A 26,404-nucleotide genomic window follows, 5' to 3' on the forward strand; every position below is an offset into this window, starting at 1 on the left:
TCGCGGCTCGCCTTGTCCTGACGCAATTCCGAACGGGAAACCGTTTCGCACTTCCCGGAATTGCGCTCGGGCGAACCGCCGGCGCTTCCCGACCCGGCCCGACAGATAGGCCAGTCTTTTCAAGCGCCTATTAGACGAAAAAGAAATCTTTCGAGGCTCCGTGTGCCACATTCCATGCCCATTTCGAGCGAATGGGACATCAATGCGACCTCACATCCTGCTCACCATTTTGTTACGGCCAGCGAACCTCTGGCGGCAGGCTGGAGAGGATGGAGGCGACATTGCCGCCAGTCTTCAGGCCGAAGATGGTGCCGCGATCGTGAAGCAGGTTGAATTCGACATAGCGGCCGCGACGGATGAGCTGTTCGTCGCGGTCGCCGTCGGTCCAGTTCTCGTTGAAATTGGCACGCACGAGATGACCATAGACGACGAGAAAAGAGCGCCCGACATCCTGGACGAAGTTGAAGTCGGCATTCCAGCCGCCTCTGTCCTCGCCCGAATGCAGCCAGTCGAAGAAGATGCCGCCGGTGCCGCGCGGTTCGTTGCGGTGCGACAGATAGAAGTACTCGTCGCACCAGGCCTTGAATTTCGGGTAGTCGGCGACGTCGGCGTTCTTCTCGCAAGCGAACTGCATGGCGCGGTGGAAGGCGATCGTATCGGGATCGTCCTGACTGCGGCGGCGATCGAGCACCGGCGTCAGGTCAGCGCCACCGCCGAACCATTGTCTAGATGTGACCACCATGCGCGTGTTCATGTGCACGGCCGGAACGTTGGGGTTCCACGGGTGTGCGATCAGCGAAATGCCAGATGCCCAGAAGCGCGGGTCTTCCTCGGCGCCGGGCATCTGCTTCCTGAATTCGGGTGAGAACTCGCCATGGACGGTCGAGGTGTGGACGCCGACCTTCTCGAAGACGCGGCCATGCATCATCGACATGGTGCCGCCGCCGCCGCGACCCTCGTCGCGTTCCCAGGGCGTCCTTTCGAAGTGGCCGGGTGACCACGAGGCCAGCGGGCCCCCAAGATCCTGCTCGATCTGTTCGAACCCAGCGCAAATGCGTTCGCGCAGCGCCTCGAACCACAACCGCGCCTTCATCTTCTTCTGTTCGATGTCGGCGGGCAGGCCTGCCGGTATTTCGGGTCGTTCCAAGTGCCGTCTCCGGTTGCGGGCGGCGAGTCCTACAAATGACTCGTCTTTTGCCGGCGCGATCCCTAATCTCTTAAGGGACAGGGTCAAGTCACTTTGGTTTCGCGCACGATCCTTTCCGAAACTCGATTCCGATTTCGGGGTCATGCGCTACGGTGCAAGGAGTTGTTTCGTGCGCACCCCGGCAAGACCGCCGCTGGATGGCCTGAAGAAAAGGCTCGACCAAAGCCGGGCCGAGCGCGCGCGCATGCCGCGCGACGGGTTCCTGCGCGAGACCTTCCTGCTGCCGCGCTCCGATGCGCGGCTCAAGGCCAAGGAATGGTTCGAGCGCTTTCCCAAGCAGGCCTACTGGACCGAGATCGAGAGCTGGTTCGAGCGGCCGGGGGACCTCATCGAATTCACCATCAGGCGATTGCCGGCGGCTGACTGAAGCGCGGATCAGCCCGCCACCAGTCGCCTTGCGCCGGTGCCTTCCCTTGCCAGCCGGTCGCCCTTGTTCCTCAGCGGGCATTTGTCGATCGACATGCAGCCGCAGCCGATGCAGTCGGTCAGCCCGTCGCGCAGTTTCTTCAATTGGGCGATCTTGTGGTCGAGCCCGTCGCGCCAGGCGGTCGACAGCAGGCTCCAGTCGTCGCGCGTCGGCGTGCGGCCCTCGGGCAGCGAAGCCAGTGCCGCGCGGATCTCGGCCAGCGAGATGCCGACCTCCTGCGCGACCTTGATGACCGCCACCCGCCGCAGCACGTCACGGCCGTAGCGGCGCTGGTTGCCCGATGTGCGGTGGCTGCGGATCAGGCCGCGGGCCTCGTAGAAATGCAGCGCCGACACCGCCACTCCGCTGCGCGCGGCCACCTGGCCGACCGTCAATTCCGTTACTGGCGCCATCCCTGATTTTCCACTTGACCTCAACTTAAGTTGAGCTTGTAGCGAAGAAAGCCGGGATGTGCAAACGAAGGAGAAGGCGATGTGCGCCTGGGTGAAGATGACGGGTGGCGAACTCCTATCCGAGCTGCCGAATGGCTTCGCCAGCCACCATGGCGACGGACAACGCGACGTTGATGCTGCGCGCCGCGCCCTGCATGGGGATGGTCAGCCGCGCATCCGCGGCCTGATGGACCGGATCCGGCACGCCTGCGGATTCGCGGCCGAACAGAAGGACGTCCCCTTTGGCGAAGGCGAAGCTCGTATAAGCGGTCGAGGCTTTGGTCGACAACAGCACCAGCCGGCGCGAGCCCGCCTTGCGCCAGTCCTCGAAGGCGTGCCAGTCGACATGCCGGGTCAGGTCAGCCATTTCGAGGTAATCCATGCCGGCTCGCTTGAGCGCCCGGTCGGAGAGCGGAAATCCGGCCGGTTCGATGATATCGACGCCGAGCCCGAGGCAAGCGGCGAAGCGCAGGATTGTGCCGGTATTGCCGGCGATATCCGGCTGGTAGAGCGCGATGCGGAGACGATCGTTCATTTCCGCGTCCTTCTAATAAGTGGCAGATCGGCCACAGCGGCTTCGCGGTTTTGGAAATTCCTGGACCTGCGGGTGGCCATTTTCTGCGAAGTCGGGTATGTCAGGTCCATTGTCAACCCGAACCGATGGAGGGGTAATTCATGATGACCATGCACATCCAGCGCCCCTCTCGTGGGCTTACCTGCCTGCTGGCGGTTTCGGTACGACGATTCTCCTGACTCTCTAAGATTTGATCGCACCGATTCCCGCCGAAACGCTTTTTCGGCACCCGAAGGAATCCTGCGATGTTTTTCAAACTGTCGAAGGGGCTGAACGCCCCGCCTGAACATGTCCGGACCGACGCCTGTCGTGTCCAGACCGATGCAATGCGCGCCTCCGGCCGAATGCCGGCGGACGATGTTGCTTCGCCTTTCTATCTCGATTTTCATACGGAGGACGGACCGATGTTCGATCCCTACAGAATACCTGGCTCAAGGAGCCTGCATATCCACCGGGTGCCGACCTGGGCGCTGCTGATCGGCGAAACCTATTCGTCGGCCGTTCACGCCGAGGTCCGCCGCCGCCCGCATCGGGGCATGCTGCCGGATGTCGATTTCTCGCGCGCGGTTCCCGACCCGAGCCGGCCGTCGCTGGTGCGCCGGATCATCCGGCTGGTGCGGCCCGGCCCGAAAATCCGGGTCGTGGACACTTCGCCGTCAGGATCGTCAAGCGCGGCTGTCGGCGAAAAGCCGGCGAACCCCTATATTGCGCGAAGCAGGGCCGACGGTCCGGATGATTCCGGACCGTCGGCCCTCGACGCCATGCAGTCCGGGGACTTCGTACGTTCGCGTGCCGCGTAGGCGGAAAACAGATTTCATGAGCATGACCTATGTTGTTGTTTAGCTGGTTTGAAAAAAAGCTCGATCCGTTCCCGGCAGCGGAACCGGTCGAGCCACCCAGGACGCTGGTCGCCTTCTGCCTGCATTACACGCGCGGCGCCTGGCCCTATATCCTTGTCGATGCGGTGCTGGTGACGGCCATCGCCATCGCGGAAGTGTGGATGTTCGGCTTCCTCGGCCGCATCGTCGACTGGCTGTCGGCCCAGAACCGCGAAACCTTCCTGCAGACGGAGGGTTGGAAGCTGGCCGGCATGGCCTTCATCGTGCTGTTCGTGCTGCCCGGCACGGTATGGCTGCATTCGCTGCTCAACCAGCAGACGCTGATGGGCAACTATCCCATGCGCATCCGCTGGCAGGTGCACCGCTACCTGCTCAAGCAATCGATGAGCTTCTACCAGGACGAGTTTGCCGGCCGCATCGCCACCAAACTGATGCAGACGGCACTCGCCGTACGCGAATGCGTCATCAAGGTGATCGACGTCTTGAACTACGTCATCGTCTATTTCCTCGGCATGCTGTTCATCGTCGGGTCGGCCGACTGGCGTCTGGCCGCTCCGCTCGGCGTCTGGCTGGTCGGCTACATCCTGTTGCTGCGCTACTTCATCCCCAGGCTGGGCAAGGTCGGCGAGGAGCAGGCCAATGCACGTTCGACCATGACCGGCCGCGTCGTCGACAGCTACAGCAACATCCAGACGGTCAAGCTGTTCAGCCACGCACGCCGCGAAGCATCCTTCGCCAAGGAGGGCATGGCCGGCTTCCTCGACACGGTGTACCGGTCGATGCGGCTGGTGACCGTGCTTTTCGGCTCGCTCTACATTCTCAACGCGCTGCTCTTGTTCTCGGTCACCGTCATCTCGCTATGGCTTTGGCTTGGGCAAGCCGTGACGATCGGCGCGGTCGCCGTGGTCATCGGCCTGGTGCTCAGGATGTGGGGCATGTCGCAGTGGATCATGTGGGAAATGTCGGGCCTGTTCGAGAACATCGGCACGGTCCAGGACGGCATCGCCTCGATCTCGCTGCCGCGGTTGGTCGAGGACAGGCCTGATGCAAAGGACATCACCGTTTCCAGGGGTGAGATCCGGTTCGAGGATATCCGCTTCCACTACGGCAAGCAGAAAGGCGTGATCGAAAACCTGTCGCTGGCGGTGAAGCCGGGCGAGAAGGTCGGCATTGTCGGCCGCTCGGGCGCCGGCAAGTCGACGCTGGTCAACCTTCTGTTGCGTTTCTACGATCTTGAAAGCGGAAAGATCCTGATCGACGGCCAGGAAATCGCGGCGGTCAAGCAGGATTCGCTGCGTGCGCAGATCGGCATGGTCACGCAGGACACCTCCCTGCTGCATCGCTCGGTGCGCGAGAACATCCTCTATGGCCGGCCCGACGCCAGCGAAGAGCTGCTTGTCGAGGCAGCGCGGCGCGCCGAGGCGCTGGATTTCATTGCCGGGCTTTCGGATGCCAATGACCGCAAGGGGTTCGATGCCCATGTCGGCGATCGCGGCGTCAAATTGTCCGGCGGCCAGCGGCAGCGCATCGCCATTGCTCGCGTTATGTTGAAGGACGCACCGATACTTATCCTTGACGAGGCGACATCGGCGCTGGATTCCGAAGCCGAGGCGGCGATCCAGGAGAATCTCTACAAGCTCATGCAAGGCAAGACCGTCATCGCCATCGCGCACCGGCTGTCGACCATCGCGGCGATGGACAGGCTGGTGGTGATGGACAAGGGCCGTGTCATCGAGGAAGGTTCGCACGAGGAACTCGTCGCCAAGGGCGGCCTCTACGCGCAGCTCTGGCAGCGCCAGTCGGGCGGGTTCCTGCTCGAGGACGGCCCCGCCGACGCCGCCAATGACGCACTCGCAAAGGGCCAAGCCGCCGAATGATGACTGCCGTCTACCGCTGGTTCGAGAACTGGGTCTATCCGTTCAGGGAGCCGGCGAACCTTCGGCCACCATCGAGCGTTGGCGGCTTTCTCTGGCACTATGTCGGCCAGGCGAAGTTCGCCTTCTTCGCCATGCTGGTCATCGGCGGTATCGCGCCGCTGGTCGAGGCCGGCCTGTTCTACTTTGTCGGGCGGCTGGTCGATATTCTCGACCAGCTTCCCGGCGAGCGCAGCTGGCATGCGCTGTGGAATGCCGCCGGTCCTGAACTGGTGTTCATGATTGCGGTGGTGCTGGTCATCCGCACCATCGTCGTCGGGCTGTCGGCGCTGGTCGACGAACAGACGATCACGCCCGGTTTCTACAATCTGGTGCGCTGGCAGGCTCATCGCCATGTGTCGCGCCAGTCCTACGCCTTCTTCCAGAACGATTTCGCTGGCCGTATCGCCACCAAGGTCTGGCAGGCCGGGCAAGCCACCGGCGACCTGATGGAAAGCTTCATCGAGGTCGTCTGGTTCATGGTCGTCTATACGGTGACGACGCTGGCGCTGGTCGCGGGGCTCGATCTCAGGCTTGCGGTGCTGGTGGTGATCTGGATCGTCGCGTTCGGCTGGCTTGCCAAACTCTATCTGCCGGCAATCCGCAAGCATGCCGAGGCAACCGCCGAGGCGGGCTCGATGATCAACGGCCGCATCGTCGATTCCTATTCCAACGTGCAGACGCTGAAGTTGTTCGCGGCCGACGGCGACGACCGCTACATCAGGAACGGCTTCGACATCTATCTCGATGCATTGCGCCCCTTCACCCGCCGGCTGACCGGCGTGCGCATGGCGCTGACGACGCTGTCGGGCATCATGATCACGGCGATCGGCTGCTTTGCCGTCTATCTCTGGGTCGAGGGCTCGATCACCGTCGGCGCGGTCGCCTTCACGCTGTCGCTGGTGCTGCGGCTCAACATGCTGCTCGGCCGGTTGATGATGCAGCTCAACAGCATCTTGCGGAACCTCGGCGTGCTGGAAAATTCCAAGGCGCTGATCTCGCAGCCGCTCGGCCTCACCGATGCGCCCGACGCGAAGGAGCTTGTCGTGGCCGGCGGACGCATCGATGTGAAGAAGGTCGAGTTCCACTACGGCAAGGGGTTCGGCGTCCTCAACGGCATCGACCTCGTGGTGCGGCCCGGCGAAAAGGTCGGATTGGTCGGACCGTCCGGCGCCGGCAAGACGACGCTCGCCAACCTGATCCTGCGGCTCTACGATCTGGAAGGCGGGTCCATCACCATCGATGGCCAGGACGTCTCCAAGGTTACGCAGAATTCGCTGCGCGCCAATATCGGTGTCGTCAGCCAGGACACCGCACTGTTCCACCGCTCGCTACGCGACAACATCAAGCTCGGCATGCCCGATGCGACCGACGCGCAAGTGATCGCCGCGGCGAAGAAGGCCGAGGCGCACGACTTCATCCTGACCTTGCGCGACAACAGGGACCGCGCCGGCTACGAAGCCTTTGTCGGCGAACGCGGCGTCAAGCTGTCGGGCGGCCAGCGCCAGCGCGTGGCGATCGCCCGCGTCTTCCTCAAGGACGCGCCGATCCTGATTCTCGACGAGGCGACCTCGGCGCTCGATTCCGACATCGAGGCGGCGATCCAGGAGAATCTCGCCAGGCTGATGGAGCACAAGACGGTCATCGCCATCGCCCATAGGCTGTCGACGATCGCCGCACTCGACCGCCTCGTGGTGCTCGACGGCGGCCGCATCGTCGAACAAGGCACGCATGACGAGCTGGTGGCGCTCGACGGGCTTTATGCGCGGCTGTGGAAGCGGCAGTCCGGCGGCTTCCTCTATCACGAGGACAGCGTGCTCGAAGAGACGCGGCCGGCGGAGTAGGGCATGGGTGCATCGCCAGAGGCCGGCCCAGGGGTCGGCTATGTGCTCAACCGGCTCCGGCCAACCATGCTGGGCTTCGACGCGCTGAAGGAAGAGAGCCGCTCGGAAGGCTATTGGATGCTGGTGCGCCTGGCGGATGGCTGGGCCAGCGGCCGCAACAAGTTTCGGAAGCGGGGCGAGGCACTGTTCGGGGCATGGCATGGCCGGGAACTCGCCGGCGTGTGCGGGCTGAACATCGATCCCTATTTCGAGGGTAGGGAACATGGCCGGGTCCGGCACCTGTTCGTCAGCGCGCCTTACCGCCGCAGCGGCCTTGGCCGGACGCTGGTCGAGACGGTCATCGACAGGGCACGTCACTATTTCGCCGTGCTCAACACCAGAGCACCGCCAGAAGCTTTCGGCTTCTATGAACGGCTTGGCTTTCAGCCGGTGTTGGGTGAAGAATTCGTCACGCACCGCATGTCGTTCGAAAAAGGGGGCTGAAATGTCCTTGCGTCCGCCATCTCATCTTGCCGGCACCTCGGCCACCGAAGCCGCCTTCGATGCCCTCGGCCATGAGATCCTTGCCGAGAAGGCGGCGGCACTGGGTCGTGCCGGCCAGCGGGTCGAGGAAACGCTCGCCCGGCTGCGCGACAATGCCGACGAACACCTGCGCCCCCGGCTTCTCAAGGAGGCCGCCGAGGCGGTTCACGGCTATTTCATCCAGCGCGAACTGTGCGGGTTGCGAAAGCACGATGGCGTCATCCGCGAATACAACATCCCGAAAGCGGTGCTGGTCAGGCTCGGCGCGAAATAGGTCTATTTTGTTTGACCATGATCCTTGCCGAAAACCGGGTTCCACTTTTCGGGATCATGGTCACTCCAGCCATTTGGTAATGAACGCGCCGTTCTCGTGGATGTCGGTCGTTTCCAGCGGACCGGGGCCGAGATTGGTGAATTTGTGTGGCGTGTTGGGTGGAACGATCAGGATCTGGCCAGCGGAGGCCTCGATCTCCTGGTCGCCGACCGTGAACAGGGCGGTTCCCTGGCGGATGATGAAGATCTCCGCGTAGGGATGCGTGTGCAGCCGCGGGCCGCCGCCCATGTCGGGCAGATAGTTGAAGATCAGGCAGGAGTTGGAACCGTAGGCGCCGCATTGCAGTTCGCCCTTCCAGTGGTCGGAGCGAACAGCCCATTCCTCGCGATCGATGACATGCGCCATGCGGCCAAGGATAGATCACACCGGCGTCGTGAGTCGAGGCAAACAGGAACACCGGATTTTGCTGATATTTCCGGTTGTTTAGCGATGTTCGACGTCACTTTGCCCGATGCCGGATTTTGTCCCCGCGACAATCTGCCCATGTGCCTTCACCCGTCTGGACAAAAACGGGCTTCACGCATAAACCGAAGTCCAAATGCCGGAGGAATTCGCTAGCCTGTTCGCCATGCGCTGTCGGGTTGGCGTGAATGAGCGGGGAACAAGGCTCGGCCACCGGCGCGGAAGAGGCGAAAGGATCAGGCACCCGTGAGCGCAACCGACATCCACGATCCCAACCGTCGAGACTTTCTCTACGTCGCCACCGGCATGGCCGCCGTGGTCGGCGCGGGCGCGGTTGCTTGGCCGTTCATCGACCAGATGCGCCCCGATGCCTCGACGCTGGCGCTCGCCTCGGTCGAGGTCGATGTCTCTTCGCTGACGCCGGGCATGTCGCTGATCGTCAAGTGGCGCGGCAAGCCGGTCGTGGTGCGCAACCGCACCGAACAGGAGATGAAGGACGGCGAGGCGGTCAAGCTCTCAGATCTCAAGGATCCGATCGCGCGCAACGCCAATCTGCCGTCCGACGCGCCGGCGACCGACGCCAACCGCACCACGCCCGGCAAGGAAGCCTGGATGGTGATGGTTCAGGTCTGCACGCATCTGGGCTGCATCCCACTCGGCCAGGAAGGCGATTTCGGCGGCTGGTTCTGCCCGTGCCACGGCTCGCAATACGATACGGCCGGCCGCATCCGCAAAGGTCCGGCGCCCGAGAACATGGCAGTGCCGGTATTCAAGTTCATTTCCGATACCAAGATCCTTATCGGTTGAGGCAGGGGATATTTCGATGAGCGAGGGACACTCGACCTATACGCCCAAGACCGGTCTCGGACGCTGGTTCGACGCCCGCATGCCGCTGCCGCGGCTGGTCTATGACAGCTTCGTCGCCTATCCGGTGCCGCGCAACCTCAACTATGCGTGGACGTTCGGCGGTATCCTGTCGATCATGCTGGTGGCGCAGATCCTGACCGGCATCGTGCTGGCCATGCACTACACCGCCGACACCAATCTCGCCTTCGGCTCGGTCGAGAAGATCATGCGCGACGTGAATTCGGGCTGGCTGCTGCGCTACCTGCATTCGAACGGCGCCTCGTTCTTCTTCGTCGCCGTCTACATCCACATCTTCCGTGGCCTCTATTACGGCTCCTACAAGGCGCCGCGCGAACTGCTCTGGATCCTCGGCTGCATCATCTACCTGCTGATGATGGCGACCGGCTTCATGGGCTACGTGCTGCCATGGGGCCAGATGAGCTTCTGGGGCGCCACCGTCATCACCGGCTTCTTCAGCGCCATTCCGCTGGTTGGCGACTGGATCCAGCAGCTGCTGCTCGGCGGCTTCGCCGTCGACAATCCGACGCTCAACCGTTTCTTCTCGCTGCACTATCTGCTGCCGTTCATGATCGCCGGCGTCGTCGTGCTGCACGTCTGGGCGCTGCATGTCGTGGGCCAGTCGAACCCGACCGGCATCGAGGTCAAGTCGAAGACCGACACCGTCGCCTTCACGCCCTACGCGACCATCAAGGACGCGTTCGGCATGATCGTGTTCCTGTTCGTCTTCGCTTATTTCGTCTTCTACCTGCCGAACTATCTCGGCCACCCGGACAACTACACGGTCGCCAACCCGCTGAAGACCCCGGCCCACATCGTGCCGGAATGGTACTTCCTGCCGTTCTACGCGATCCTGCGCGCCATCACCTTCAACGTCGGGCCGATCAACTCCAAGCTCGGCGGCGTGCTGTGCATGTTCGGCGCCATCGCCATGCTGTTCCTGGTGCCGTGGCTCGACACCTCGAAGGTGCGCTCGGCGGTCTACCGTCCCTGGTACAAGCTGTTCTTCTGGCTGTTCGTGGTCGATGCCATCTTGCTTGGCTGGCTCGGCTCGCAGCCGGCGGAGGGCAGCTATGTGTTCATGGCGCAGATGGCAACGCTGTTCTACTTCGCCTTCTTCCTGATCGTGCTGCCGGTGCTCGGCCTGATCGAGACGCCGCGAAGGCTGCCGAACTCGATCACAGAGGCGGTGCTTGAGAAGAACAAGGGCGGCAGCGGACATCCGGCGGGCGCCACGGCCGCGCCAGAGACCAAGGGCTGAGCGGTAGAGAATCTAAGGGGATTTGGCATGAAAAAGATTCTCACCTCGCTGGCGCTGATCGGCCTTGTGGCCGCCGGCACCGGAGCGATCGCGGCCGAAGAGGCACACAACGCGGCCGCACCGACGCATTTCCCGATCAACGAGCCGAAGGAGATGAGCTGGAGCTTCACCGGCCCGTTCGGCACCTATGACAAGGCGCAACTGCAGCGCGGCCTGAAGGTCTACAAGGAAGTCTGCTCGGCCTGCCATTCGATGAATCTGGTGGCGTTCCGCACGCTTTCGGACCTCGGCTATTCCGACGCCCAGATCAAGACGCTGTCAGCCGAATACACGATCCATGACGGTCCCAACGATGCCGGCGACATGTTCGACCGCCCCGGCAAGCCGTCGGACCATTTCCCGGCGCCGTTCGCCAACGAGGAAGCCGCCGCTGCCTCCAATGGCGGCGCTGCCCCGCCCGACATGTCGCTGCTGGCCAAGGCGCGCGGCGTCGAGCGCGGCTTTCCGCAATTCGTCTTCGACATCTTCACCCAGTACGACGCCGGCGGCCCCGACTATATCCATTCGCTGCTGACCGGCTACGACCAGACGCCGCCGGCTGGAATGGTCATCCCGGAAGGCACCCACTACAACCCGTACTTCATGTCCGGCGTGTCGCTGAAGATGCCCAAGCCGCTCTCCGACGGCCAGGTGACCTATGACGATGGTTCGCCGCAGACGATCGATCAGTATTCCCGCGACGTGTCGGCTTTCCTGATGTGGGCGGCCGAGCCGCACATGGAAGACCGCAAGAAGACCGGCTTCCGTGTGCTGGTGTTCCTGCTGCTGTTCGGCGCGCTGGTCTATCTCACCAAGCGCAAGGTGTGGGAAGGCGTCGCGCACTAACCGCGCCGAAGGAAATACGATCATACAAGGGCGCCGGAAGGCGCCCTTTTTGCTTGCTGGAGCGGGCATTGCCGGCGACGCAGCGGTCGTTGCCGTCTTGGTCGAACAAGTCCGTTGGCACGGCGCCATGTGGTTGGTATGCCACGCAGGACCAGTGGCGAAAGGATCGCCAACGACATGGCATTTGGAATTCGATGATGCGGCTGCGCGACTGTCACAATTTTTCAGACTTCCGCCGCATGGCACAATGGCGGCTGCCGGGGCCGATCTTCGACTATATCGACGGCGCGGCCGACGATGAGGTCACCTATCGCCGCAACACCGAAAGCTTCGAGACGTGCGACCTGGTTCCCAACGTGCTGCGCGGGGTGAGCGAGATCGACATGTCGGTGACGGTCATGGGCCAGAAGCTGGCGATGCCGGTCTACTGCTCGCCGACCGCTTTGCAGCGGCTGTTCCATCATCAAGGCGAGCGCGCGGTCGCCAGGGCCGCCGCCAAATACGGGACGATGTTCGGCGTCTCCTCGCTCGGCACCGTCAGCCTCGAGGAGGCGCGCAAGATCAGCAGCGGCCCGCAGGTCTATCAGTTCTATTTCCACAAGGACCGCGGCCTCAACAGGGCAATGATGCAGCGGGCAAAGGAGGTTGGCGTCGAAGTGATGATGCTGACCGTCGACAGCATCACAGGGGGAAACCGCGAACGGGACAAGCGCACCGGCTTTGCCATTCCCTTCAAGCTCAACCTCGCCGGAATGCTGCAGTTCGCGCTCAAGCCGGCTTGGGCGATCAATTATTTCACCCATGAGGGGTTCAAGCTGCCGCAACTGGACGAGCATGTCGACATGGGCGGCGGCACGATGTCGATCAGCCGCTACTTCACCGAGATGCTCGACCCGTCGATGACATGGGACGACGTCGCCGAGATGGTCAAGCTGTGGTCGGGGGCCTTTTGCCTCAAGGGCATCATGTCGGTGGAGGACGCCAGGCGCGCCGTCGAGATCGGCTGCAGCGGCATCGTGCTGTCGAACCATGGCGGCCGGCAGCTGGATGGCTCGCGGGCGGCTTTCGACCAGCTGGCTGAGATCGTCGATGCGGTCGGCGACCGCATCGACGTCATCATGGATGGCGGCGTGCAGCGCGGCACGCATGTGCTGAAGGCGCTGTCGCTGGGCGCCAAGGCGGTCGGTGTCGGGCGCTACTATCTGTTTCCGCTCGCGGCGGCTGGCCAGCCGGGCGTCGAACGGGCGCTCGAACAGATGCGGGTCGAGATCGAACGCGGCATGAAGCTGATGGGCTGCAGTTCGATCGAGCAATTGTCACGCAAGAACCTGCGTTTCCGGTAGCCGGCCGGGAAGGGGCCGGCCATGGCGGATACGGAAGATCGCCGCGCCGGCGAGGCCAATCCTTTGCCGGATGCGCTTGTCTCGACGGCCGCATCGCGCTAGCCGTTGTCGGTCGCGAGGGGTTCGATCGACCTCCGCGGCAGTTCGTACCTGTCAGCCGAACCTGGATCATCCGGAGCCGCCTCATGAAACCGTCGCTCGAAGACACGCTGCTTGCCGCGATCCGCACCATTCCCGACTATCCCAGGCCCGGTATCCTGTTTCGCGACATCACCACGCTGCTCGGCAATGCGCGTGCCTTCCGCCGCGCCATAGACGAGCTGGTGCATCCCTATGCCGGCCAGAAGGTCGACAAGATCGCCGGCATCGAAGCGCGCGGCTTCATCCTTGGCGGCGCCGTCGCTCATCAGCTCTCGGCCGGTTTCGTGCCGATCCGCAAGAAGGGCAAATTACCCTTCGAAACGGTGCGCGTCGCCTACAGCCTTGAGTACGGGCTGGACGAGATGGAAATGCACAAGGACGGTGTTTCGCCGGGCGAGAAGGTGATCCTGGTCGACGATCTGATCGCCACCGGCGGTACGGCGGAGGCCGCGGTCAAGCTGCTGCGGCAGATCGGCGCCGACATCCTTGCCGCTTGTTTCGTCATCGACCTGCCGGATCTCGGCGGCCGCGCCAAGCTGGAAGCGCTCGGCGTGCCGGTGAGGACGCTGATCGGGTTCGAGGGGGTTTGAGACCGGTTTGCCGAAGGCAAATTGAAAGGTCCAGTGGGCCTGTCAAAGGTCTCGAACGCCCGGAGCGATAGCGAAGGGCCGGGTGGCAACGCGAACTCCCAGCGCGGGCGCCGCCCCTCATCCGCCCTTCGGGCTCCCCTAAACGGGGCGAAGGGAGAGTCTATTCCGTCTTCACCAGCACGGCGCTTTCGAACTCAAGCACCTTGTCGCCGGTCGAATCGAAAGCTTCCGAACGCAGCGCCAGCAGCCGCCAGCCGGGACGTGAGGCGATCGGGCGGTGGGAAAGCGCTGTCCGGGTAAACGTGACGGTTTCGCCGGCATAGACCGGCTTCGGCCATTTGAGGTTCTTGAACCCCGGCGAGGGGCCGAATTCGGGCATCGGGCCAGGACCGTTCCACTCCGCGCCCTCGGCGTCCATGCGCTTTTCGAGATTGCACTTCATCCAGGTAGCGGCGGTGTGCCAGCCGGAGGCGCACAGGCTGCCAAGGACGCTGTCCCTTGCAGCCTCCTCGTCGACGTGGAAGACTTGCGGATCGTATTTCCTGGCGAATGCCTTGATCGCCTCGGGCTCGAATTTGTGCGAGCCGAGCGTGATGGTGGTGCCGATGCAGAAGAACTCGTCGAGGGTCACGCGATGGCCTCACGGGTCAGGAACATGCAGGTGTTCTCGAATTCGAAGACGCTTTCACCACGCTGGTTGAACAGTTCGCTGCGCATGGTGACCAGCCCGATCTGTGGCTTGGACCTGGACACGCGCCTGGCAAGCACGGTGGTGTTGCCGGAGAGCGTGTCGCCAGCCAGCACCGGCTTCTTCCATTTGACATAGTCGACGCCGGGCGCGCCTTGCGAGGTCGAGTCCAGCAGGAACGCATCGCACAGCATGCGCATGAACATGGCGCAGGTATGCCAGCCGGAGGCCGCCAGTCCGCCGAGGATGCTGGCCTTGCCGGCTTCCTCGTCGAGATGCATCGGCTGGGCGTCGAACTCCTGCGCGAATTCGATGATTTCGGCGGCGCTCACCAGCTTGGTGCCGAGGTCGAGTGACGTGCCCTCGACGAAATCCTCGTAGGCCCAGGTTTTTGCAGTCATGGTCTGAAATCCGGCTCAGGAACCCGCGATCCCCAGGATGGGGGTTTCCGGATGCAGGCCGAAGGGCATTTGGTCAAGCGATTTCTGCTGCGCCAGCCTGTCGGCACCCAATAGGCAACAGCGTGATCAGAGCCAGCCGCGGCGGCGGAAATACCAGAAGGGCAGGATCGCCGACAGCACCATCATGGCAATGGCGAAGGGGTAGCCCAGCTCCCACTTCAACTCGGGGATGACATCGAAATTCATTCCATAGATCGAGGCGACGAGCGTCGGCGGCAGGAAGATGACGGCGGCGACCGAGAAGATCTTGATGATGGCGTTCTGCTCGATCGAGATCATGCCGAGCGTGGCGTCGAGCAGGAAGGAAATCTTCTGCGACAGGAAGGTGGCATGGTCGGCAAGCGACAGCACATCGCGCGACAGCGTCTTGATGCGCGCCTTGGTGTCCTTGCTCATCTTGGTCCGGGTCGAGGCATGGGCGAAGAAACCGGCGAGGCGCTGCAGCGAAATCAGGCTGTCGCGGATCGAGGAGGCGATATCCTCCTTGCGGCCGATGGCCTTCAGGAGTTCCTGGAAATCGCGGTTGCGCTTGGACACCTTGGTCGAGGTTGCCCGGAAGATGTCACGCGAGATCGCCTCGATGTCGCGGCCGGCGCGTTCCAAGATATCGGCGAGGCGGTCGACGATCGCCTCCAGCAAGCCGATCAGGATGGTATCGCCGCTGGTGCAGCCAGTCGCCACTTTCTCGGCGCGCTGCGGAAAGGTCTTGAACGCTTTCGGTTCGTGGTAGCGCACGGTGATCAGCCTCGTGCCGGCGAGCACGAAGGTGACCGGCGACATCAGCGGATCGTCGACCTCGGTGTGGGCAGGCAGGGTGGCGGTCATGAAGTAGGCGCCGTCCTCGACATAGAGGCGGCTCGAAATCTCGATCTCCTCCATCTCCTCACGCGTCGGAATGGCCACGCCGAGCCAGCTCTCGATCGTCGCTTCCTCTTCCTTGGTCGGGTTGAGGAGATCCGCCCAGACGACGGCGTCGCCGTTTGCCAGGAGATCATCGACGACGCGCAGACGATCATTGTCGACGACGAAGGCCTTGATCATCGTCGGGTCTCCCTTTGGGGACGCTCGTGGTCGTTTCAGGTCGAGTGCGACCGCCCTTAGACCCGGCGCCAGGGGCAGTCAAGCGGTCTGAACGCCGGTCCATCGCGCGCGCGGACGATCCGGTCCCTGACGTCGCCGCCGATCCTTAGCCAGAACCTGGTCAGGCATCGTCTCCGCGCCAAAGTTGGGTTCGATGTCACGGAGTTGGCGGCCCGCATCGGCGCCTGCGCCGTCGGCCTACATGCCGCACGCCACGCAGTTGGGATGAAGCGCGGCGACGGCGCGCTGGCCGATAGTGAGGCAAAGCGCTCAAGCCATTGCTTTTCAAGTAACTCCTAAAGTGGCTCGGAACCCAATCCTTTCGAGTTTCCATTAATTTTCGTAAAGTTGAAATAAAATTCTACGGCCCTTGTTAGTAGAAATGTAGAAATAATAAATGTGCGAAAATCATTAGTGACACCGAATACAGCAAAGAGTACACTGGGGATACTCATACGATTTTTTTGATCCTGTTTGGCCGTTTAAGATTGTCGACTCGAAACAGTCGGCAACACTGGAGGGTTTGCGCAATGGACGAAATCGTACCGGTAATCCTCGGATCTGTATTAGGAGCGCTGGTCTGGTGCACCTCGGTTGGCCGGATGCGTTCCGTGCTTGCCATTCTTGCGGTCTTCGCGGCAGGCGCTTTCGCCACCATACTGAGCGGCGAGGTCCAGCTCAGCTGGGTCTATTTCCTGATTGATTTCAGCGAAGCTGGGCTTGGCCTCGCAATTGGCATTGCGCTTGTGCATTTCTTCCGGCGAAGCCGGGCAGGGAACGCTTCAGTACGAAACTAGTTTCCGGACTGCAAATTTAGGATCGTTTTCATCGCGGACGTTTCGTCCGTTGGGAGGAGTGCGCCATGAGCACGGACGAACGACGCCCGGAGGAAGCCGGTTTCATATTCCGGGGCAAGGCAGTGCCGGACAAAGATCGTTCAGGCCGTGATGAAGGCGATGCCGGACGCGGCTCCCCGGCGGAAAAAACAATCAGGATCCATATCGACGAGGTGATGCACAGCACCGCCGAATTACGCGGCCTGCACGGCCGTGACGCTTTGGTCATTACCGAACAGAGGGCGACCTTCGAAGGCGGCGAGGAATTCGTCTTCTTCACCGACGTCGTGTCGCTGGGCGACGATCTCGTCGTTCGCGAACTCGGCCATCGCCGCGCTACGTCGGAAGCGCGCGAGGAGACCGCCGAGATGCTGCGTGCCGCCGCTGAACGACCACTGGCCGAACGCGTGCGCCATGCCAACCTGATCGTGACAGGCGAGGTCACGGCTTCCAGGGTGCTGGAGCGTCCGTTTCCGCCGCGCTCGGAGCATGATCCCGAATGGGGCATCGCGCGCGTGGCCATACGGACCGTCCACAAGGGGAAAAAACCGAAGGGAGAGGTCGAAGTCCTCTTCGCCAATAGCCATGACATCGCCTGGTACAAATCGCCGAAGCTGCATGAAGGGCAACACGGCATCTTCCTGCTGCACCTGGCTGAGCAAGGGGACGAGGACGACCATCCGCGCGACTTGCCCAGGCCCATCCACAAGGCGATCGATCCGCTCGACTTCCTGCCCGTGGACCGCGAGGCCGAGGTGCGGCGCCTGATCGATCAAGAGGGAGGTCGCTGAGATGTCGGACGTCCTCACAATCGTCAACATGATCCCCAACCTGTCGAGCGGGGAGACCAACCAGGACAGCGAACCCAATCTGGCGGTCAATCCCGCCAATCCGCTGGAGATCGCCGGAACAGCCTTCACGCCAAGCCCCAATGCCGGCAGCAAGAATTCCCCCATCTTCTTTTCCAACGATGGCGGCTCCACCTGGAGCCTGAAGGACCTGATTGCCGGCACGCCGGTGCGCGACCAGACGCTGCGCTTCGCGACGACGAGCGGCAACCTCTACGCCGGCGTGCTGTGGGGCGGCGGCGGCATCGCGTCGATCAATTTCGACATCTTGCGGACCAACGACTTCTCCGGCGCCACGACGATGTTCAGAATGGCGACGCGCAAGAACGACGATCAGCCCTTCGTACAGGCGGCGACGGTTCCTTCCGGCCCCGGCGCCGGCAAGGACCGCGTCTATGTCGGCAGCAACGACCACGCACCGGCCAACATACCGGCAACGGTCGACCAGTCGCTTGACGCGGCAATCGCCGCACCCGCGACCAGCACTTTCGTCATCGAAGGCCGTACCGTCGCCCGCGATGGCTTCCAGACGCGGCCGGCCATCCACCTGAACGGCACGGTCTACGCGCTGTTTTATGCCGCTCTGCCCGGCTTCGCGTCCTTCGACGTGGTGGTCGTGCGCGACGACAACTGGGCAAGCGGCGCCACGCCGTACACCGCGCTGACCGATCCGGGCGACCTCAACCAGGGCCTGCGCATCGCCACGGGCGTCGACAACCCGTTCCTGGGCCTCAACATCGGCCAGCAGCGCATCGGCGGCGATCTTTCGATCGCGGTCGACCCCAACAACAGCGCGGTCGTCTATGCCTGCTGGGGTGACCAGACGGGTGGCACCTATACGCTGTATGTACGCAAGTCGACCGATTCCGGGGTGACCTGGTCTGGCAACCTGCGCAGCATAGCCAATGCGACCAATCCGGCGCTGGCCATCAACGAGGCGGGCCGGCTCGGCTTCGTCTACCAGCAGGTCACCGGCCTGGCGCCCAGCCAGCGTTGGGAAACGATGTTGGAACTGACGACCAATGATTTCGGGTCGATCAGCACCTATACGCTGGCCACCACGCCGGCCAGTTCGCCGGCGGCGAGTTTCCAGCCTTATATCGGCGACTATCTCTACATGATGGCGGTCGGACGCTCGTTCTACGGCATCTTCAGCGCCAACAACACGCCCGACACCGCCAACTTTCCCAACGGCGTCAAATTCCAGCGCAACGCCAATTTCGCCACCAAGACGCTGCTGGCCACGGACAACGTCACCCCGGTGGCGGTGTCCATCGACCCGTTCTTCTTCAAGGTCGCGCCCGGGACCGGCAGGGTCGTCACCGGCATCGCCGACAAGGGCAATTTCGGCCATGTCTGCCTCGGCTCGTTTACGGACGAGGAACTGACCATCGACAATGGCGGCACGGCGATGCTGACGATCACCAACATTGTCTCGTCGTCGCCGGACTTCGTCACGCCGAGCGTGCTGTCCTATCCGATCAAGCTTGGTGTCGGCGACGCCATCGATCTGCCGATCCGGTTCGAGCCGACCAGCCTCGGCCTCAAGGCGGCGACCATCACCGTGTTCAGCGACGATCCGGCCGGGCCGCACAAGGTCCACGTATCGGGCCTGGCGCAAGGGCCGAAGCTCAACCTCCTGATCGCTGACACCGGTAATTTCGGCAAGGTCTGCGTCGGGTCGTTCCGCGACGAGCCGCTCATCCTCAACAATGGCAGCCATTGCGGATTGACGGTCACCGGAGCGGCATCGTCTTCGCCGGACTTCCTGGTTCCCGAGGCGTTGTTCTATCCGCTGCTGATCGGGGCCGGCGCATCGCTGCCACTGCCGATACGCTTCGCGCCGAAGAGCTTTGGCGCGAAGGCGGCGACGATCACCGTCACCAGCACCGATCCCGGCAGCCCACACGACATCGTGGTCAAGGGCGAAGCGCCGAGCGGCAAGCTCGCCGTTACCGGCTCGCTCTGCTTCGGCGGGGTCAAGGCCTGCTGCCGGGCTGAGCGGATAATCTCGATCTGCAATGTCGGCGAATGCGCCCTGCACGTGACGAGCGTCGCCTTCAAGCGCAAGAGCCATCACTGGAAGCTGGTCCACAACCCGTTCCCGGCGACATTGCATGCTGGGTCGTGCATGGCGCTCACCGTTTGCTACAAGGCAAACGAGAAGTGCCCGCGCGCCTGCGAACTGATCATCACCAGTGACGACCCGGTGATGCCGGTCAAGACGCTGGACGTGATGGCCTATACGATCTGGGAGGAATGTGGCTGCAAGCGCGAAGGCCACGAGCACCACAAATGCGGTTGCGAAAAATGCTGCGACGATTGCTGCGACGACGACGATGGTGACGACGAGGAGGACGACGAATAAGTAGAGCGCATCGCGCGTTACATCGAGGACAATCGCCGCGTCGGACCGTGCGCGGCGGAATCGTCGCGCGCCGGGGATTTGTCAGCAGGCAGATCAGGTGTTGAACTTGAACAGCATGATGTCGCCGTCCTGGACGACATAGTCCTTGCCTTCGTCGCGTGCCTTGCCGGCTTCCTTGGCCGCCACTTCGCCGCCCAGCGTGATGAAGTCGTTGTAGGCGATGGTCTGGGCGCGGATGAAGCCGCGCTCGAAATCGGTGTGGATGACGCCGGCCGCCTGCGGTGCCTTGTCGCCCTTGTGCACGGTCCAGGCGCGCGTCTCCTTCGGCCCAACGGTAAAATAGGTGATGAGGTGCAACAGCTCGTAGCCGGCGCGGATCACCTTGTTCAGGCCGGGCTCGTCGAGGCCGAGCGAGGACAGGAATTCCATCTCTTCCTCGTCGGAGAGCTGGGCGACTTCGGCCTCGATCGCGGCCGAGATGACGACGGTGCGGGCGCCTTGTGCCGCGGCCATCTTTTCAACGGCCCTGGTGTGCTCGTTGCCGGTGGCGGCATCGGCCTCGGAGACGTTGCAGACGTAGAGCACGGGATGCGAGGTCAAAAGGTTCAAGCCCTGCAGGATGCGCAGGTCTTCCGCCGAGATGCCGTTGAGCAGGACGCGGGTTGGCTTGCCGGCCTGCAGCAGTTCGAGCGCCGCCTCCATCATCGGCAGCACGGTCATGGCTTCCTTGTCCTTGCTGCCGGCGCGCTTGCGGAATTGCACGATGCGGCGCTCGAGGCTGTCGAGGTCGGCGAGCATCAGCTCGGTCTCGACGGTCTCGGCATCGGCGACGGGGTCGATGCGGCCCTCGACATGGGTGATGTCGTCATCCTCGAAGCAGCGCAGCACATGCACGATGGCGTCAACCTCGCGGATGTTGGCGAGGAACTGGTTGCCCAGCCCTTCGCCCTTCGAGGCGCCGCGCACCAGGCCGGCGATGTCGACGAAGGAGATGCGGGTCGGGATGATCTCCTTCGACTTGCCGATCGCGGCGATCTTCTGCAGGCGCGGGTCGGGCACCGCCACCTCGCCGGTGTTCGGTTCGATGGTGCAGAACGGATAGTTGGCGGCCTGCGCCGCCGCCGTCCTGGTCAACGCGTTGAAAAGCGTCGACTTGCCGACGTTGGGCAAGCCAACGATGCCGCATTTGAAACCCATTGTGTCCGGTCCTATCGGGAAAGCGAAATTTGATGAGGGCTATGGGCGATCGGGGTGACGAACGTCAAGCCCTAGCTGCGTTCAGCGGGTTCGCCATGCCGGCTCACCACACGACGTATCGGCCCCGTCACGCGCTTGGCTTCGCTCAATCCTTGCCGAACAGCTTCTTCAGCATGGCGGCCATCGGGCCGGATTCCGGCAGTTTGGCGGGCGCCTGCGGCGGGCGCGCCTGGCGGATGTGGCTCTGGGCTTTCGGGCTTTGGGCCTTCGGCGCCTTGGGCGGCGGGCGGTCGTCGTCGCTGGTCGGCACGAGCTTGTCGCGCAAAGCTAGCGTCACCCGGTTCATGAAGGAATTGTCGTCGCCCTTGGCCAGCAATCCGGCATCGTCGGCTATCGTGTCGAGCAGCACGTCAAGCCATTCGCGGTCGGCCTTGGCGAAGTCGCCGAGCACATGGCCATGGACCATCTCCTTGACGCCGGGATGGCCGACACCGATGCGTACACGGCGATAATCCTTGCCGACGTGCTGGTCGAGCGAGCGGATGCCATTGTGGCCACCGGAGCCGCCACCGACCTTGACCCGAACCTTGCCTGCGGCGAGATCGATCTCGTCGTAAAAGACTGTGAGCGCTGATGGGCCGAGCTTGTAGAAGCGCAGCGCTTCGCCGACCGACTGGCCGGACAGGTTCATGAAGGTTTGCGGCTTGATCAGGACGATCTTTTCGCCGCCAAGCGTGCCTTCGGAAATCAGACCCTGGAATTTCTTCGACCAGGGCGAAAAGGAATGGCGGCGGGCGATAGCGTCCGCCGCCATGAAACCGACATTGTGCCGGTTGTCAGCGTATTTCGCGCCCGGATTGCCGAGGCCTGCAAAGACAAGCATCGTCTGCTCCGGGCGGGAAAGAGTTACTTCTCTTCGGCGGCAGGCGCCGCTTCAGGTACAGCCTCGACCGTCTCTTCCGTCTCCGGCTTCATCGCCGACGAACCGGCAACGGTCGCGATGGTGAAGTCGCGGTCGGAGATGACGGGCTTCACACCGGCTGGCAGCTTGACCGCCGAGATGTGGATCGAGTCGCCGATATTGGTGCCGGTGAGATCGACGGTGATGAATTCCGGGATCGCATTGGCCGGGCAGTGGAACTCGACTTCGTGACGCACGATGTTGAGCACGCCGCCGCGCTTGATGCCGGGCGACTTGTCCTCATTGATGAAGTGGACAGGCACGTCGACATTGACTTCGGTGTCCTTGCCGATGCGCAGGAAGTCGACATGGACAGGGAAATCCTTGACCGGGTCGAGCTGGAAGTCCTTCGGCAGGACCTGGATCTTCTTGCCGTCGACATCGATCGTGGCGACCGTGGTCAGGAACCCGCCGCCATGGATCTTGTAGTAGATGTCCTTGTAGGTGAGGGCGATCGCCAGGGGAGGCTGCTTGTCACCATAAATTACTGCAGGCACTTTACCGTTGCGGCGAACTGCACGGGCGGACCCCTTACCGACCTGTTCACGCGCTTCGGCCTTGAGCTCGTAAGTATCGTGGCTCATGGCATTTCCTTTCGGTTTGTTCTGGAGCGTTCGCGGAGGGCAACGTGCCTGGACCGTAAACGTCGAAAGCCGCCGGGTGAGGCGGCCTTCCGCCGCGTTGCCTCCAAGGGTGTCTACGCGGGTGGCGGCTCTATAGCGGAAGGCGGCTGGCGGTGCAAGCCGGAGGCAGGTAAGGGCGGTGTCGCGCCTTGAATTTTCTGCCTTTGCGCCGTGAGCCGACATTTCCATGTCTTCTCCGAAGCTCCGCTCGTGCTTCGTATAGCCATTCCGGCGGCTTTGTGAACTCGATCCACCGGTTAGATGTTCTCGCGTGTATACACCTCAAAAGGCAGGATCGTCGTGAAGTTGCCGGTCTCGTTCGGGGCGGCGACGGCGCGGACCATGCCGGCCAATGCTTCCTGGGCGATGCGGGCGAGCGGGTGCGAAATGACAAAGGTCAGCGTGCCGTCGAGCAGCGCCGGACGGGTCGACTCCATCAGCTCATAGCCGACGACGACAACGCTGCCGGCGCGACCGGTGGAGCGCAGGGCCGCGATGGCGCCGGTGATGCCGCCACCGGCGACATAAAGACCGGACAGATCCGGATTTTCGTTCAGCAGCTTTTCGGTCATCTCCTGCGCGATGGCGCTCGATTCGAAGGTCAGCAGCGGCTCCAGCAGCGTGAATTCAGGCGCATGCTCGCGAAAATAGGAGCGAAAGCCGCTCTCGTTCATTTCTTGGCAGCGATAGCGGTGATTGCCGACAAGGATGCCGAGCTTGCCGGGCGCGCGGCAGACATGCTCGAAAACCCAGGCCGCGGTGCGCCCGACCTTCCAGTTGTCCAGTCCGATATAGCGCACATGTCCGGTCGCCGAGATCTGCGAGATCAGCGCAAACACCGGTACGTTGCTGGCATGCAATGCATCCACCGCCTGGGTGACGAGGGGATGGACCGCGGCGACGACGCCGACGGCATCGCATTCGGCGCCCAAGGCCAGCATCCGCGAGGCGACGTTCTGCGGCGACAGATCGTCCAGAAACTCCGTGCGCAGCTCTATCTCGCAGTCGGGCATCGTTTCCGTTGCCAGGCGCAGCGCCTCGGCCATGTTGCGGTAGAAGGCGCGGCCGGGCTGGTGCAGCAGGAAACCGAACCTGTAGCGCGGCCTGGCGGCCGCCACGCGGCTGCGTAGCGCGCCCATGCCATAGAAGCCGATCTGCTCCGCCGCCAGCCTGACGCGCTCGCGCGTGCCCTGGCGGACGGCGCCCGAGCCGCTCAGCACCCGGTTGACGGTGGCCACCGAAACATTCGCCTCGGCGGCTACATCCTTGATCGTTGGCCGCTTACCTTGATCCATTTTATCTCATCAGCCTGTAGCAATTGATACAAAGATATCATTCACTCTGCAAGATTGATATGAATGACACAATCAATTTGGAACAAACATTCTATTCTTGATTCATTTTGGATCAAGATGTTTATCTCCTGGAAAGCAAGCAAGGCGGAAGCACCGCCAGCCCAGGGATAACAGCAGCACAGCGCAGACACGGGTCTCGCACACCGCCCTCAGGCGGTGTGAGGCAGCGTGCGCGTGCGGCCATCCCAGGCATGGCGGGTGGAGGAATTGCATGGATGATCTCAAATACGGCGTGCGCGACAAGCGTGGCGACTGGAAGCCGAACGGACGCATCGAGGGGGCGCCGTTGTGGTACTGGCCACCGAAACTGCCGAAGATCCTGGCGTGGCTGCCCGGCTATATCTGGCCGTGGAATGCCTTCCACATGGCCACGGCGCTGATCTACTGGTTCTATGTCGTCCCCAGCGTCGAGACGATGAAGACGATCAGCTGGGGTTGGGCGTTGTGGCTCTACGCCGTCAACGCCGCCGCGATCCTCGTCTTCTACGGCATCTTCGAGCTGCGCTACTACATCAAGCGCGCCCAGGCGACGCGGTTCAAATACAACCACAGGTTCCCCGCCGATGCGCCTTCCGACGTGTTCTGGTTCCAGAGCCAGAACATCGACAACTTCCTGCGCTCGTTCTTCATATCCATCCCGCTGTGGACCGTGGTCGAAGTCGTCTTCCTCTGGTGTTTCGCCAATGGCTACGTGCCGTGGGTCGGCTGGCAGGGCCACCCGGTCTATCTTGCGGCGCTGGTGCTGGTCGCGCCGGCCATCCACGAGGTGCATTTCTTCTTCATCCATCGCCTGATCCACTGGGGACCGCTCTATCGCTGGATCCATTCGGTCCACCACAATTCGATCAACCCGTCGCCCTGGTCGTCGCTGTCGATGCATCCGGTGGAAGGGTTCCTTTATCATGCGGTCGCCTTCTGGCACCTGATCATCCCGTCCAATCCGATCGTCGCGCTGTTCCAGCTGCACATCGCCGGCTTCGGCGCAGTCAACGGCCATCTCGGCTTCGACAAGCTCGAGGTGAGCGAGGACACGGCCGTCGATAGCCACGCCTACACGCACTACCTGCACCACAAATTTTTCGAGGTGAACTATGGCGGCGACGGGCTGATCCCGCTCGATCGATGGTTCGGCACCTGGCACGACGGCACTAGGCAAGGCGACGCCATGATGGACGCCCGCTTCCAGAAAAAGAAGGAACGCATGAACGCCAAGGCTGCAGCGAACCATTGATCACGTGACGCGACGCGCAACGGGAGAGGTGCGCGCCAGCAGATAAATTCACTGTTTTTCTAAACCCGTCTGATGACGGCAACTGGGAGGAGACGACATGAAGCGTACAAGGAAGCTCTTGACGGCGATGATGACGGCGGCCGTGGTGGCGACAGGCGCCACAACCGCAATGGCCGATGGGGCGAAGATCTTCGTCATCGGCGGCAAGGCGGACGACCCGTTCTGGTCGAAGGTCAAGAAGGGCGCCGACGATGCCGGCAAGGTCGCCGAACTGACCGGCGGCTCGGTGACCTGGCTCGGCCCGCAGAACTACGACAATCTCGGCCCGGACGCTGCCAAGCTGATCCGCACAGCGCTCAGCCAGAAGCCGAGCGCGATCGTCGGCCCCGACTGGGTGCCAGAGGCCATGGACGACGCCTTCAAGGAAGTCGTTGCCGCCGGCGTGCCGCTCATCATCTACAATTCCGGCGGCATGGACGCCGCCAAGCGGCTCGGCGCCATGAGTTATGTTGGCAATGAAGAGTACGCGGCTGGTCTCGGCGGGGGCGCCTATTACGGCAGCCATGGCGCCAAGAACGTGCTGTGCGTCAACACACTGCCGGGCGCGACCAACACCGAAGACCGCTGCAAGGGCATCGCCGACGCCATCGCCAAGACCGGCGGCAAATCCAGCCAGCTGCCGCTGCCTTCCTCCAGCTTCGGCAACCCGACCGCGGTCGCCGAGGCGATCAAGGCCGCCGTGCTGAAGGACAACACCCTCGACGGTGTCATCACCATCAGCGCCGGCGACGCCAACAGTGCGGCCAACGCCATCAGCCAGGCCAATGTCGGCGACAAGGTGAAGCTCGCTTCGTTCGACATGGATGAGACCGGCCTTCAGCGCATCAAGGACGGCACTCAGATGTTCTCGATCGACCAGCAGCCTTACCTGCAGGGCTATCTCGCTGTGTCGCTGTTGAACGGCTTCGTCAATTACGGGCTCGACCTGCCGACGAAACCGGTGCTGACCGGACCGGGGATCGTCGACGCCGCCAATGTCGATGCGACGCTGGCGGGTGCCGCGGCCGGCGCTCGATAAAACGCCGCCTCACCTTCTCCCCTTGTGTGGGAGAAGGTGGATCGGCGCGCAGCGCCGAGACGGTTGAGGGTTGTTCGAAGAAACTCCAACGCCTCACTCCG

Annotated in this window: 27 protein-coding genes; 16 read left to right on the plus strand and 11 right to left on the minus strand. The window is 62.8% G+C overall.

The features are described 5' to 3' along the window. Positions 1-232: 232 nt before the first annotated feature. Entirely contained in the window at positions 233-1,147 is a 915-nt protein-coding gene (gene hemF / locus AC56QQ_RS10310) for an oxygen-dependent coproporphyrinogen oxidase (RefSeq protein ID WP_497126818.1), read from the minus strand. Between the two features lie 169 nt (positions 1,148-1,316). On the opposite strand from hemF, the gene AC56QQ_RS10315 reads away from it, so the two are divergent. Continuing rightward, a complete protein-coding gene (locus tag AC56QQ_RS10315) occupies positions 1,317-1,574 on the plus strand; it encodes a hypothetical protein (RefSeq protein WP_256753125.1) in 258 nt (85 codons plus the stop codon). Positions 1,575-1,582: 8 nt separating this feature from the next. On the opposite strand, the gene soxR is transcribed toward AC56QQ_RS10315, so the two are convergent. Both soxR and AC56QQ_RS10325 read right to left on the minus strand, forming a co-directional pair. Then, positions 1,583-2,026 (minus strand): redox-sensitive transcriptional activator SoxR, encoded by a 444-nt coding sequence (soxR, locus tag AC56QQ_RS10320; protein WP_497126820.1) that lies wholly within the window; start codon positions 2,024-2,026, stop codon positions 1,583-1,585. A 115-nt stretch (positions 2,027-2,141) separates the two neighbouring features. Next, positions 2,142-2,600, minus strand: a complete 459-nt coding sequence (locus AC56QQ_RS10325; protein ID WP_497126822.1) for a tRNA (cytidine(34)-2'-O)-methyltransferase — start codon at positions 2,598-2,600, stop codon at positions 2,142-2,144. 284 nt (positions 2,601-2,884) lie between these two features. Here AC56QQ_RS10325 and AC56QQ_RS10330 point away from each other — a divergent pair, with 284 nt between their 5' ends. From AC56QQ_RS10330 to AC56QQ_RS10350, 5 genes are read left to right on the plus strand one after another with little or no spacing between them, the layout of a single operon-like run. Then, positions 2,885-3,439: a hypothetical protein gene (locus tag AC56QQ_RS10330; protein ID WP_497126824.1), complete on the plus strand. Its 555-nt coding sequence runs from the start codon at positions 2,885-2,887 to the stop codon at positions 3,437-3,439. A gap of 29 nt (positions 3,440-3,468) precedes the next feature. Further along, complete coding sequence (locus tag AC56QQ_RS10335) at positions 3,469-5,355, plus strand: ABC transporter ATP-binding protein (RefSeq protein ID WP_489862847.1); 1,887 nt, start codon at positions 3,469-3,471, stop codon at positions 5,353-5,355. Beyond that, a complete protein-coding gene (locus AC56QQ_RS10340) occupies positions 5,352-7,235 on the plus strand; it encodes an ABC transporter ATP-binding protein (RefSeq protein WP_497126826.1) in 1,884 nt (627 codons plus the stop codon). Before AC56QQ_RS10335 ends, AC56QQ_RS10340 begins: the two co-directional genes overlap by 4 nt. A 3-nt stretch (positions 7,236-7,238) precedes the next feature. Continuing rightward, positions 7,239-7,718, plus strand: a complete 480-nt coding sequence (locus AC56QQ_RS10345) for a GNAT family N-acetyltransferase (protein ID WP_497126828.1) — start codon at positions 7,239-7,241, stop codon at positions 7,716-7,718. Position 7,719: 1 nt separating this feature from the next. Beyond that, positions 7,720-8,031, plus strand: coding sequence for a DUF6665 family protein (locus tag AC56QQ_RS10350; protein WP_489862844.1), 312 nt, complete (start codon positions 7,720-7,722; stop codon positions 8,029-8,031). Positions 8,032-8,091: 60 nt separating this feature from the next. On the opposite strand, the gene AC56QQ_RS10355 is transcribed toward AC56QQ_RS10350, so the two are convergent. Next, positions 8,092-8,436, minus strand: a complete 345-nt coding sequence (locus tag AC56QQ_RS10355) for a cupin domain-containing protein (protein WP_497126830.1) — start codon at positions 8,434-8,436, stop codon at positions 8,092-8,094. 303 nt (positions 8,437-8,739) lie between these two features. On the opposite strand from AC56QQ_RS10355, the gene petA reads away from it, so the two are divergent. From petA to AC56QQ_RS10380, 5 genes are all read left to right on the plus strand, one after another. Continuing rightward, positions 8,740-9,300, plus strand: coding sequence for a ubiquinol-cytochrome c reductase iron-sulfur subunit (gene petA / locus AC56QQ_RS10360; protein WP_497126832.1), 561 nt, complete (start codon positions 8,740-8,742; stop codon positions 9,298-9,300). Between the two features lie 16 nt (positions 9,301-9,316). Further along, positions 9,317-10,618, plus strand: coding sequence for a cytochrome b (locus tag AC56QQ_RS10365; RefSeq protein ID WP_091579103.1), 1,302 nt, complete (start codon positions 9,317-9,319; stop codon positions 10,616-10,618). A gap of 27 nt (positions 10,619-10,645) precedes the next feature. Then, the gene (locus tag AC56QQ_RS10370) at positions 10,646-11,503 is read left to right on the plus strand and encodes a cytochrome c1 (protein WP_489862841.1); all 858 of its coding nucleotides are present in this window, start codon (positions 10,646-10,648) and stop codon (positions 11,501-11,503) included. Positions 11,504-11,700: 197 nt separating this feature from the next. Next, positions 11,701-12,846, plus strand: a complete 1,146-nt coding sequence (locus AC56QQ_RS10375; protein ID WP_497126834.1) for an alpha-hydroxy acid oxidase — start codon at positions 11,701-11,703, stop codon at positions 12,844-12,846. Positions 12,847-13,031: 185 nt separating this feature from the next. After that, positions 13,032-13,577 carry an adenine phosphoribosyltransferase gene (locus AC56QQ_RS10380; RefSeq protein ID WP_091579108.1) on the plus strand — a complete coding sequence of 182 codons (546 nt, stop codon included), beginning with the start codon at positions 13,032-13,034 and terminating at the stop codon, positions 13,575-13,577. A gap of 160 nt (positions 13,578-13,737) precedes the next feature. Here AC56QQ_RS10380 and AC56QQ_RS10385 read toward each other — a convergent pair whose 3' ends face one another. The 3 genes from AC56QQ_RS10385 to corA all read right to left on the minus strand — a co-directional run bounded on the left by AC56QQ_RS10385 (position 13,738) and on the right by corA (position 15,767). Beyond that, the gene (locus tag AC56QQ_RS10385) at positions 13,738-14,208 is read right to left on the minus strand and encodes a MaoC family dehydratase (RefSeq protein WP_497126836.1); all 471 of its coding nucleotides are present in this window, start codon (positions 14,206-14,208) and stop codon (positions 13,738-13,740) included. Further along, positions 14,205-14,666, minus strand: coding sequence for a MaoC family dehydratase (locus tag AC56QQ_RS10390; protein WP_091579111.1), 462 nt, complete (start codon positions 14,664-14,666; stop codon positions 14,205-14,207). Before AC56QQ_RS10390 ends, AC56QQ_RS10385 begins: the two co-directional genes overlap by 4 nt. Before the next feature lie 126 nt (positions 14,667-14,792). Continuing rightward, positions 14,793-15,767, minus strand: a complete 975-nt coding sequence (gene corA / locus AC56QQ_RS10395; RefSeq protein WP_497126838.1) for a magnesium/cobalt transporter CorA — start codon at positions 15,765-15,767, stop codon at positions 14,793-14,795. Positions 15,768-16,336: 569 nt separating this feature from the next. Between corA and AC56QQ_RS10400 the strand changes: the two genes are divergently transcribed. The 3 genes from AC56QQ_RS10400 to AC56QQ_RS10410 all read left to right on the plus strand — a co-directional run bounded on the left by AC56QQ_RS10400 (position 16,337) and on the right by AC56QQ_RS10410 (position 19,858). Then, positions 16,337-16,603 carry a hypothetical protein gene (locus AC56QQ_RS10400; RefSeq protein ID WP_489862837.1) on the plus strand — a complete coding sequence of 89 codons (267 nt, stop codon included), beginning with the start codon at positions 16,337-16,339 and terminating at the stop codon, positions 16,601-16,603. A 65-nt stretch (positions 16,604-16,668) separates the two neighbouring features. Next, the gene (locus tag AC56QQ_RS10405) at positions 16,669-17,433 is read left to right on the plus strand and encodes a hypothetical protein (RefSeq protein ID WP_497126840.1); all 765 of its coding nucleotides are present in this window, start codon (positions 16,669-16,671) and stop codon (positions 17,431-17,433) included. A 1-nt stretch (position 17,434) separates the two neighbouring features. Further along, the gene (locus AC56QQ_RS10410) at positions 17,435-19,858 is read left to right on the plus strand and encodes a choice-of-anchor D domain-containing protein (RefSeq protein WP_497126842.1); all 2,424 of its coding nucleotides are present in this window, start codon (positions 17,435-17,437) and stop codon (positions 19,856-19,858) included. Positions 19,859-19,951: 93 nt separating this feature from the next. On the opposite strand, the gene ychF is transcribed toward AC56QQ_RS10410, so the two are convergent. The 4 genes from ychF to AC56QQ_RS10430 all read right to left on the minus strand — a co-directional run bounded on the left by ychF (position 19,952) and on the right by AC56QQ_RS10430 (position 23,934). After that, the gene (gene ychF, locus AC56QQ_RS10415) at positions 19,952-21,055 is read right to left on the minus strand and encodes a redox-regulated ATPase YchF (RefSeq protein WP_497126844.1); all 1,104 of its coding nucleotides are present in this window, start codon (positions 21,053-21,055) and stop codon (positions 19,952-19,954) included. 145 nt (positions 21,056-21,200) lie between these two features. After that, complete coding sequence (pth, locus tag AC56QQ_RS10420) at positions 21,201-21,938, minus strand: aminoacyl-tRNA hydrolase (RefSeq protein WP_497126846.1); 738 nt, start codon at positions 21,936-21,938, stop codon at positions 21,201-21,203. 23 nt (positions 21,939-21,961) lie between these two features. Further along, positions 21,962-22,600 (minus strand): 50S ribosomal protein L25/general stress protein Ctc, encoded by a 639-nt coding sequence (locus AC56QQ_RS10425; protein ID WP_497126848.1) that lies wholly within the window; start codon positions 22,598-22,600, stop codon positions 21,962-21,964. 296 nt (positions 22,601-22,896) lie between these two features. Next, the gene (locus AC56QQ_RS10430) at positions 22,897-23,934 is read right to left on the minus strand and encodes a LacI family DNA-binding transcriptional regulator (protein WP_497126850.1); all 1,038 of its coding nucleotides are present in this window, start codon (positions 23,932-23,934) and stop codon (positions 22,897-22,899) included. A 271-nt stretch (positions 23,935-24,205) separates the two neighbouring features. Here AC56QQ_RS10430 and AC56QQ_RS10435 point away from each other — a divergent pair, with 271 nt between their 5' ends. Continuing rightward, positions 24,206-25,225: a sterol desaturase family protein gene (locus AC56QQ_RS10435; RefSeq protein ID WP_497126852.1), complete on the plus strand. Its 1,020-nt coding sequence runs from the start codon at positions 24,206-24,208 to the stop codon at positions 25,223-25,225. A gap of 97 nt (positions 25,226-25,322) precedes the next feature. After that, on the plus strand, positions 25,323-26,303 hold the full coding sequence (locus tag AC56QQ_RS10440; RefSeq protein WP_497126854.1) for a sugar ABC transporter substrate-binding protein: 981 nt from the start codon (positions 25,323-25,325) through the stop codon (positions 26,301-26,303). Positions 26,304-26,404: the final 101 nt, after the last annotated feature.

Source organism: Mesorhizobium sp. RCAM 05099, assembly GCF_059683685.1.

Excerpts from the sequence above, each read along its gene's own strand:
- AC56QQ_RS10355 (WP_497126830.1), bottom strand. The coding sequence starts at position 8,436 with ATGGCGCATGTCATCGATCGCGAGGAATGGGCTGTTCGCTCCGACCAC.
- ychF (WP_497126844.1), bottom strand. The coding sequence starts at position 21,055 with ATGGGTTTCAAATGCGGCATCGTTGGCTTGCCCAACGTCGGCAAGTCG.
- AC56QQ_RS10370 (WP_489862841.1), top strand. The coding sequence starts at position 10,646 with ATGAAAAAGATTCTCACCTCGCTGGCGCTGATCGGCCTTGTGGCCGCC.
- AC56QQ_RS10440 (WP_497126854.1), top strand. The coding sequence starts at position 25,323 with ATGAAGCGTACAAGGAAGCTCTTGACGGCGATGATGACGGCGGCCGTG.
- AC56QQ_RS10410 (WP_497126842.1), top strand. The coding sequence starts at position 17,435 with ATGTCGGACGTCCTCACAATCGTCAACATGATCCCCAACCTGTCGAGC.
- AC56QQ_RS10400 (WP_489862837.1), top strand. The coding sequence starts at position 16,337 with ATGGACGAAATCGTACCGGTAATCCTCGGATCTGTATTAGGAGCGCTG.
- AC56QQ_RS10345 (WP_497126828.1), top strand. The coding sequence starts at position 7,239 with ATGGGTGCATCGCCAGAGGCCGGCCCAGGGGTCGGCTATGTGCTCAAC.
- AC56QQ_RS10340 (WP_497126826.1), top strand. The coding sequence starts at position 5,352 with ATGATGACTGCCGTCTACCGCTGGTTCGAGAACTGGGTCTATCCGTTC.
- soxR (WP_497126820.1), bottom strand. The coding sequence starts at position 2,026 with ATGGCGCCAGTAACGGAATTGACGGTCGGCCAGGTGGCCGCGCGCAGC.
- corA (WP_497126838.1), bottom strand. The coding sequence starts at position 15,767 with ATGATCAAGGCCTTCGTCGTCGACAATGATCGTCTGCGCGTCGTCGAT.
- AC56QQ_RS10350 (WP_489862844.1), top strand. The coding sequence starts at position 7,720 with ATGTCCTTGCGTCCGCCATCTCATCTTGCCGGCACCTCGGCCACCGAA.
- AC56QQ_RS10425 (WP_497126848.1), bottom strand. The coding sequence starts at position 22,600 with ATGAGCCACGATACTTACGAGCTCAAGGCCGAAGCGCGTGAACAGGTC.
- AC56QQ_RS10390 (WP_091579111.1), bottom strand. The coding sequence starts at position 14,666 with ATGACTGCAAAAACCTGGGCCTACGAGGATTTCGTCGAGGGCACGTCA.
- AC56QQ_RS10375 (WP_497126834.1), top strand. The coding sequence starts at position 11,701 with ATGCGGCTGCGCGACTGTCACAATTTTTCAGACTTCCGCCGCATGGCA.
- AC56QQ_RS10335 (WP_489862847.1), top strand. The coding sequence starts at position 3,469 with ATGTTGTTGTTTAGCTGGTTTGAAAAAAAGCTCGATCCGTTCCCGGCA.
- AC56QQ_RS10435 (WP_497126852.1), top strand. The coding sequence starts at position 24,206 with ATGGATGATCTCAAATACGGCGTGCGCGACAAGCGTGGCGACTGGAAG.
- pth (WP_497126846.1), bottom strand. The coding sequence starts at position 21,938 with ATGCTTGTCTTTGCAGGCCTCGGCAATCCGGGCGCGAAATACGCTGAC.
- AC56QQ_RS10380 (WP_091579108.1), top strand. The coding sequence starts at position 13,032 with ATGAAACCGTCGCTCGAAGACACGCTGCTTGCCGCGATCCGCACCATT.
- AC56QQ_RS10365 (WP_091579103.1), top strand. The coding sequence starts at position 9,317 with ATGAGCGAGGGACACTCGACCTATACGCCCAAGACCGGTCTCGGACGC.
- AC56QQ_RS10330 (WP_497126824.1), top strand. The coding sequence starts at position 2,885 with ATGTTTTTCAAACTGTCGAAGGGGCTGAACGCCCCGCCTGAACATGTC.
- AC56QQ_RS10405 (WP_497126840.1), top strand. The coding sequence starts at position 16,669 with ATGAGCACGGACGAACGACGCCCGGAGGAAGCCGGTTTCATATTCCGG.
- AC56QQ_RS10430 (WP_497126850.1), bottom strand. The coding sequence starts at position 23,934 with ATGGATCAAGGTAAGCGGCCAACGATCAAGGATGTAGCCGCCGAGGCG.
- AC56QQ_RS10325 (WP_497126822.1), bottom strand. The coding sequence starts at position 2,600 with ATGAACGATCGTCTCCGCATCGCGCTCTACCAGCCGGATATCGCCGGC.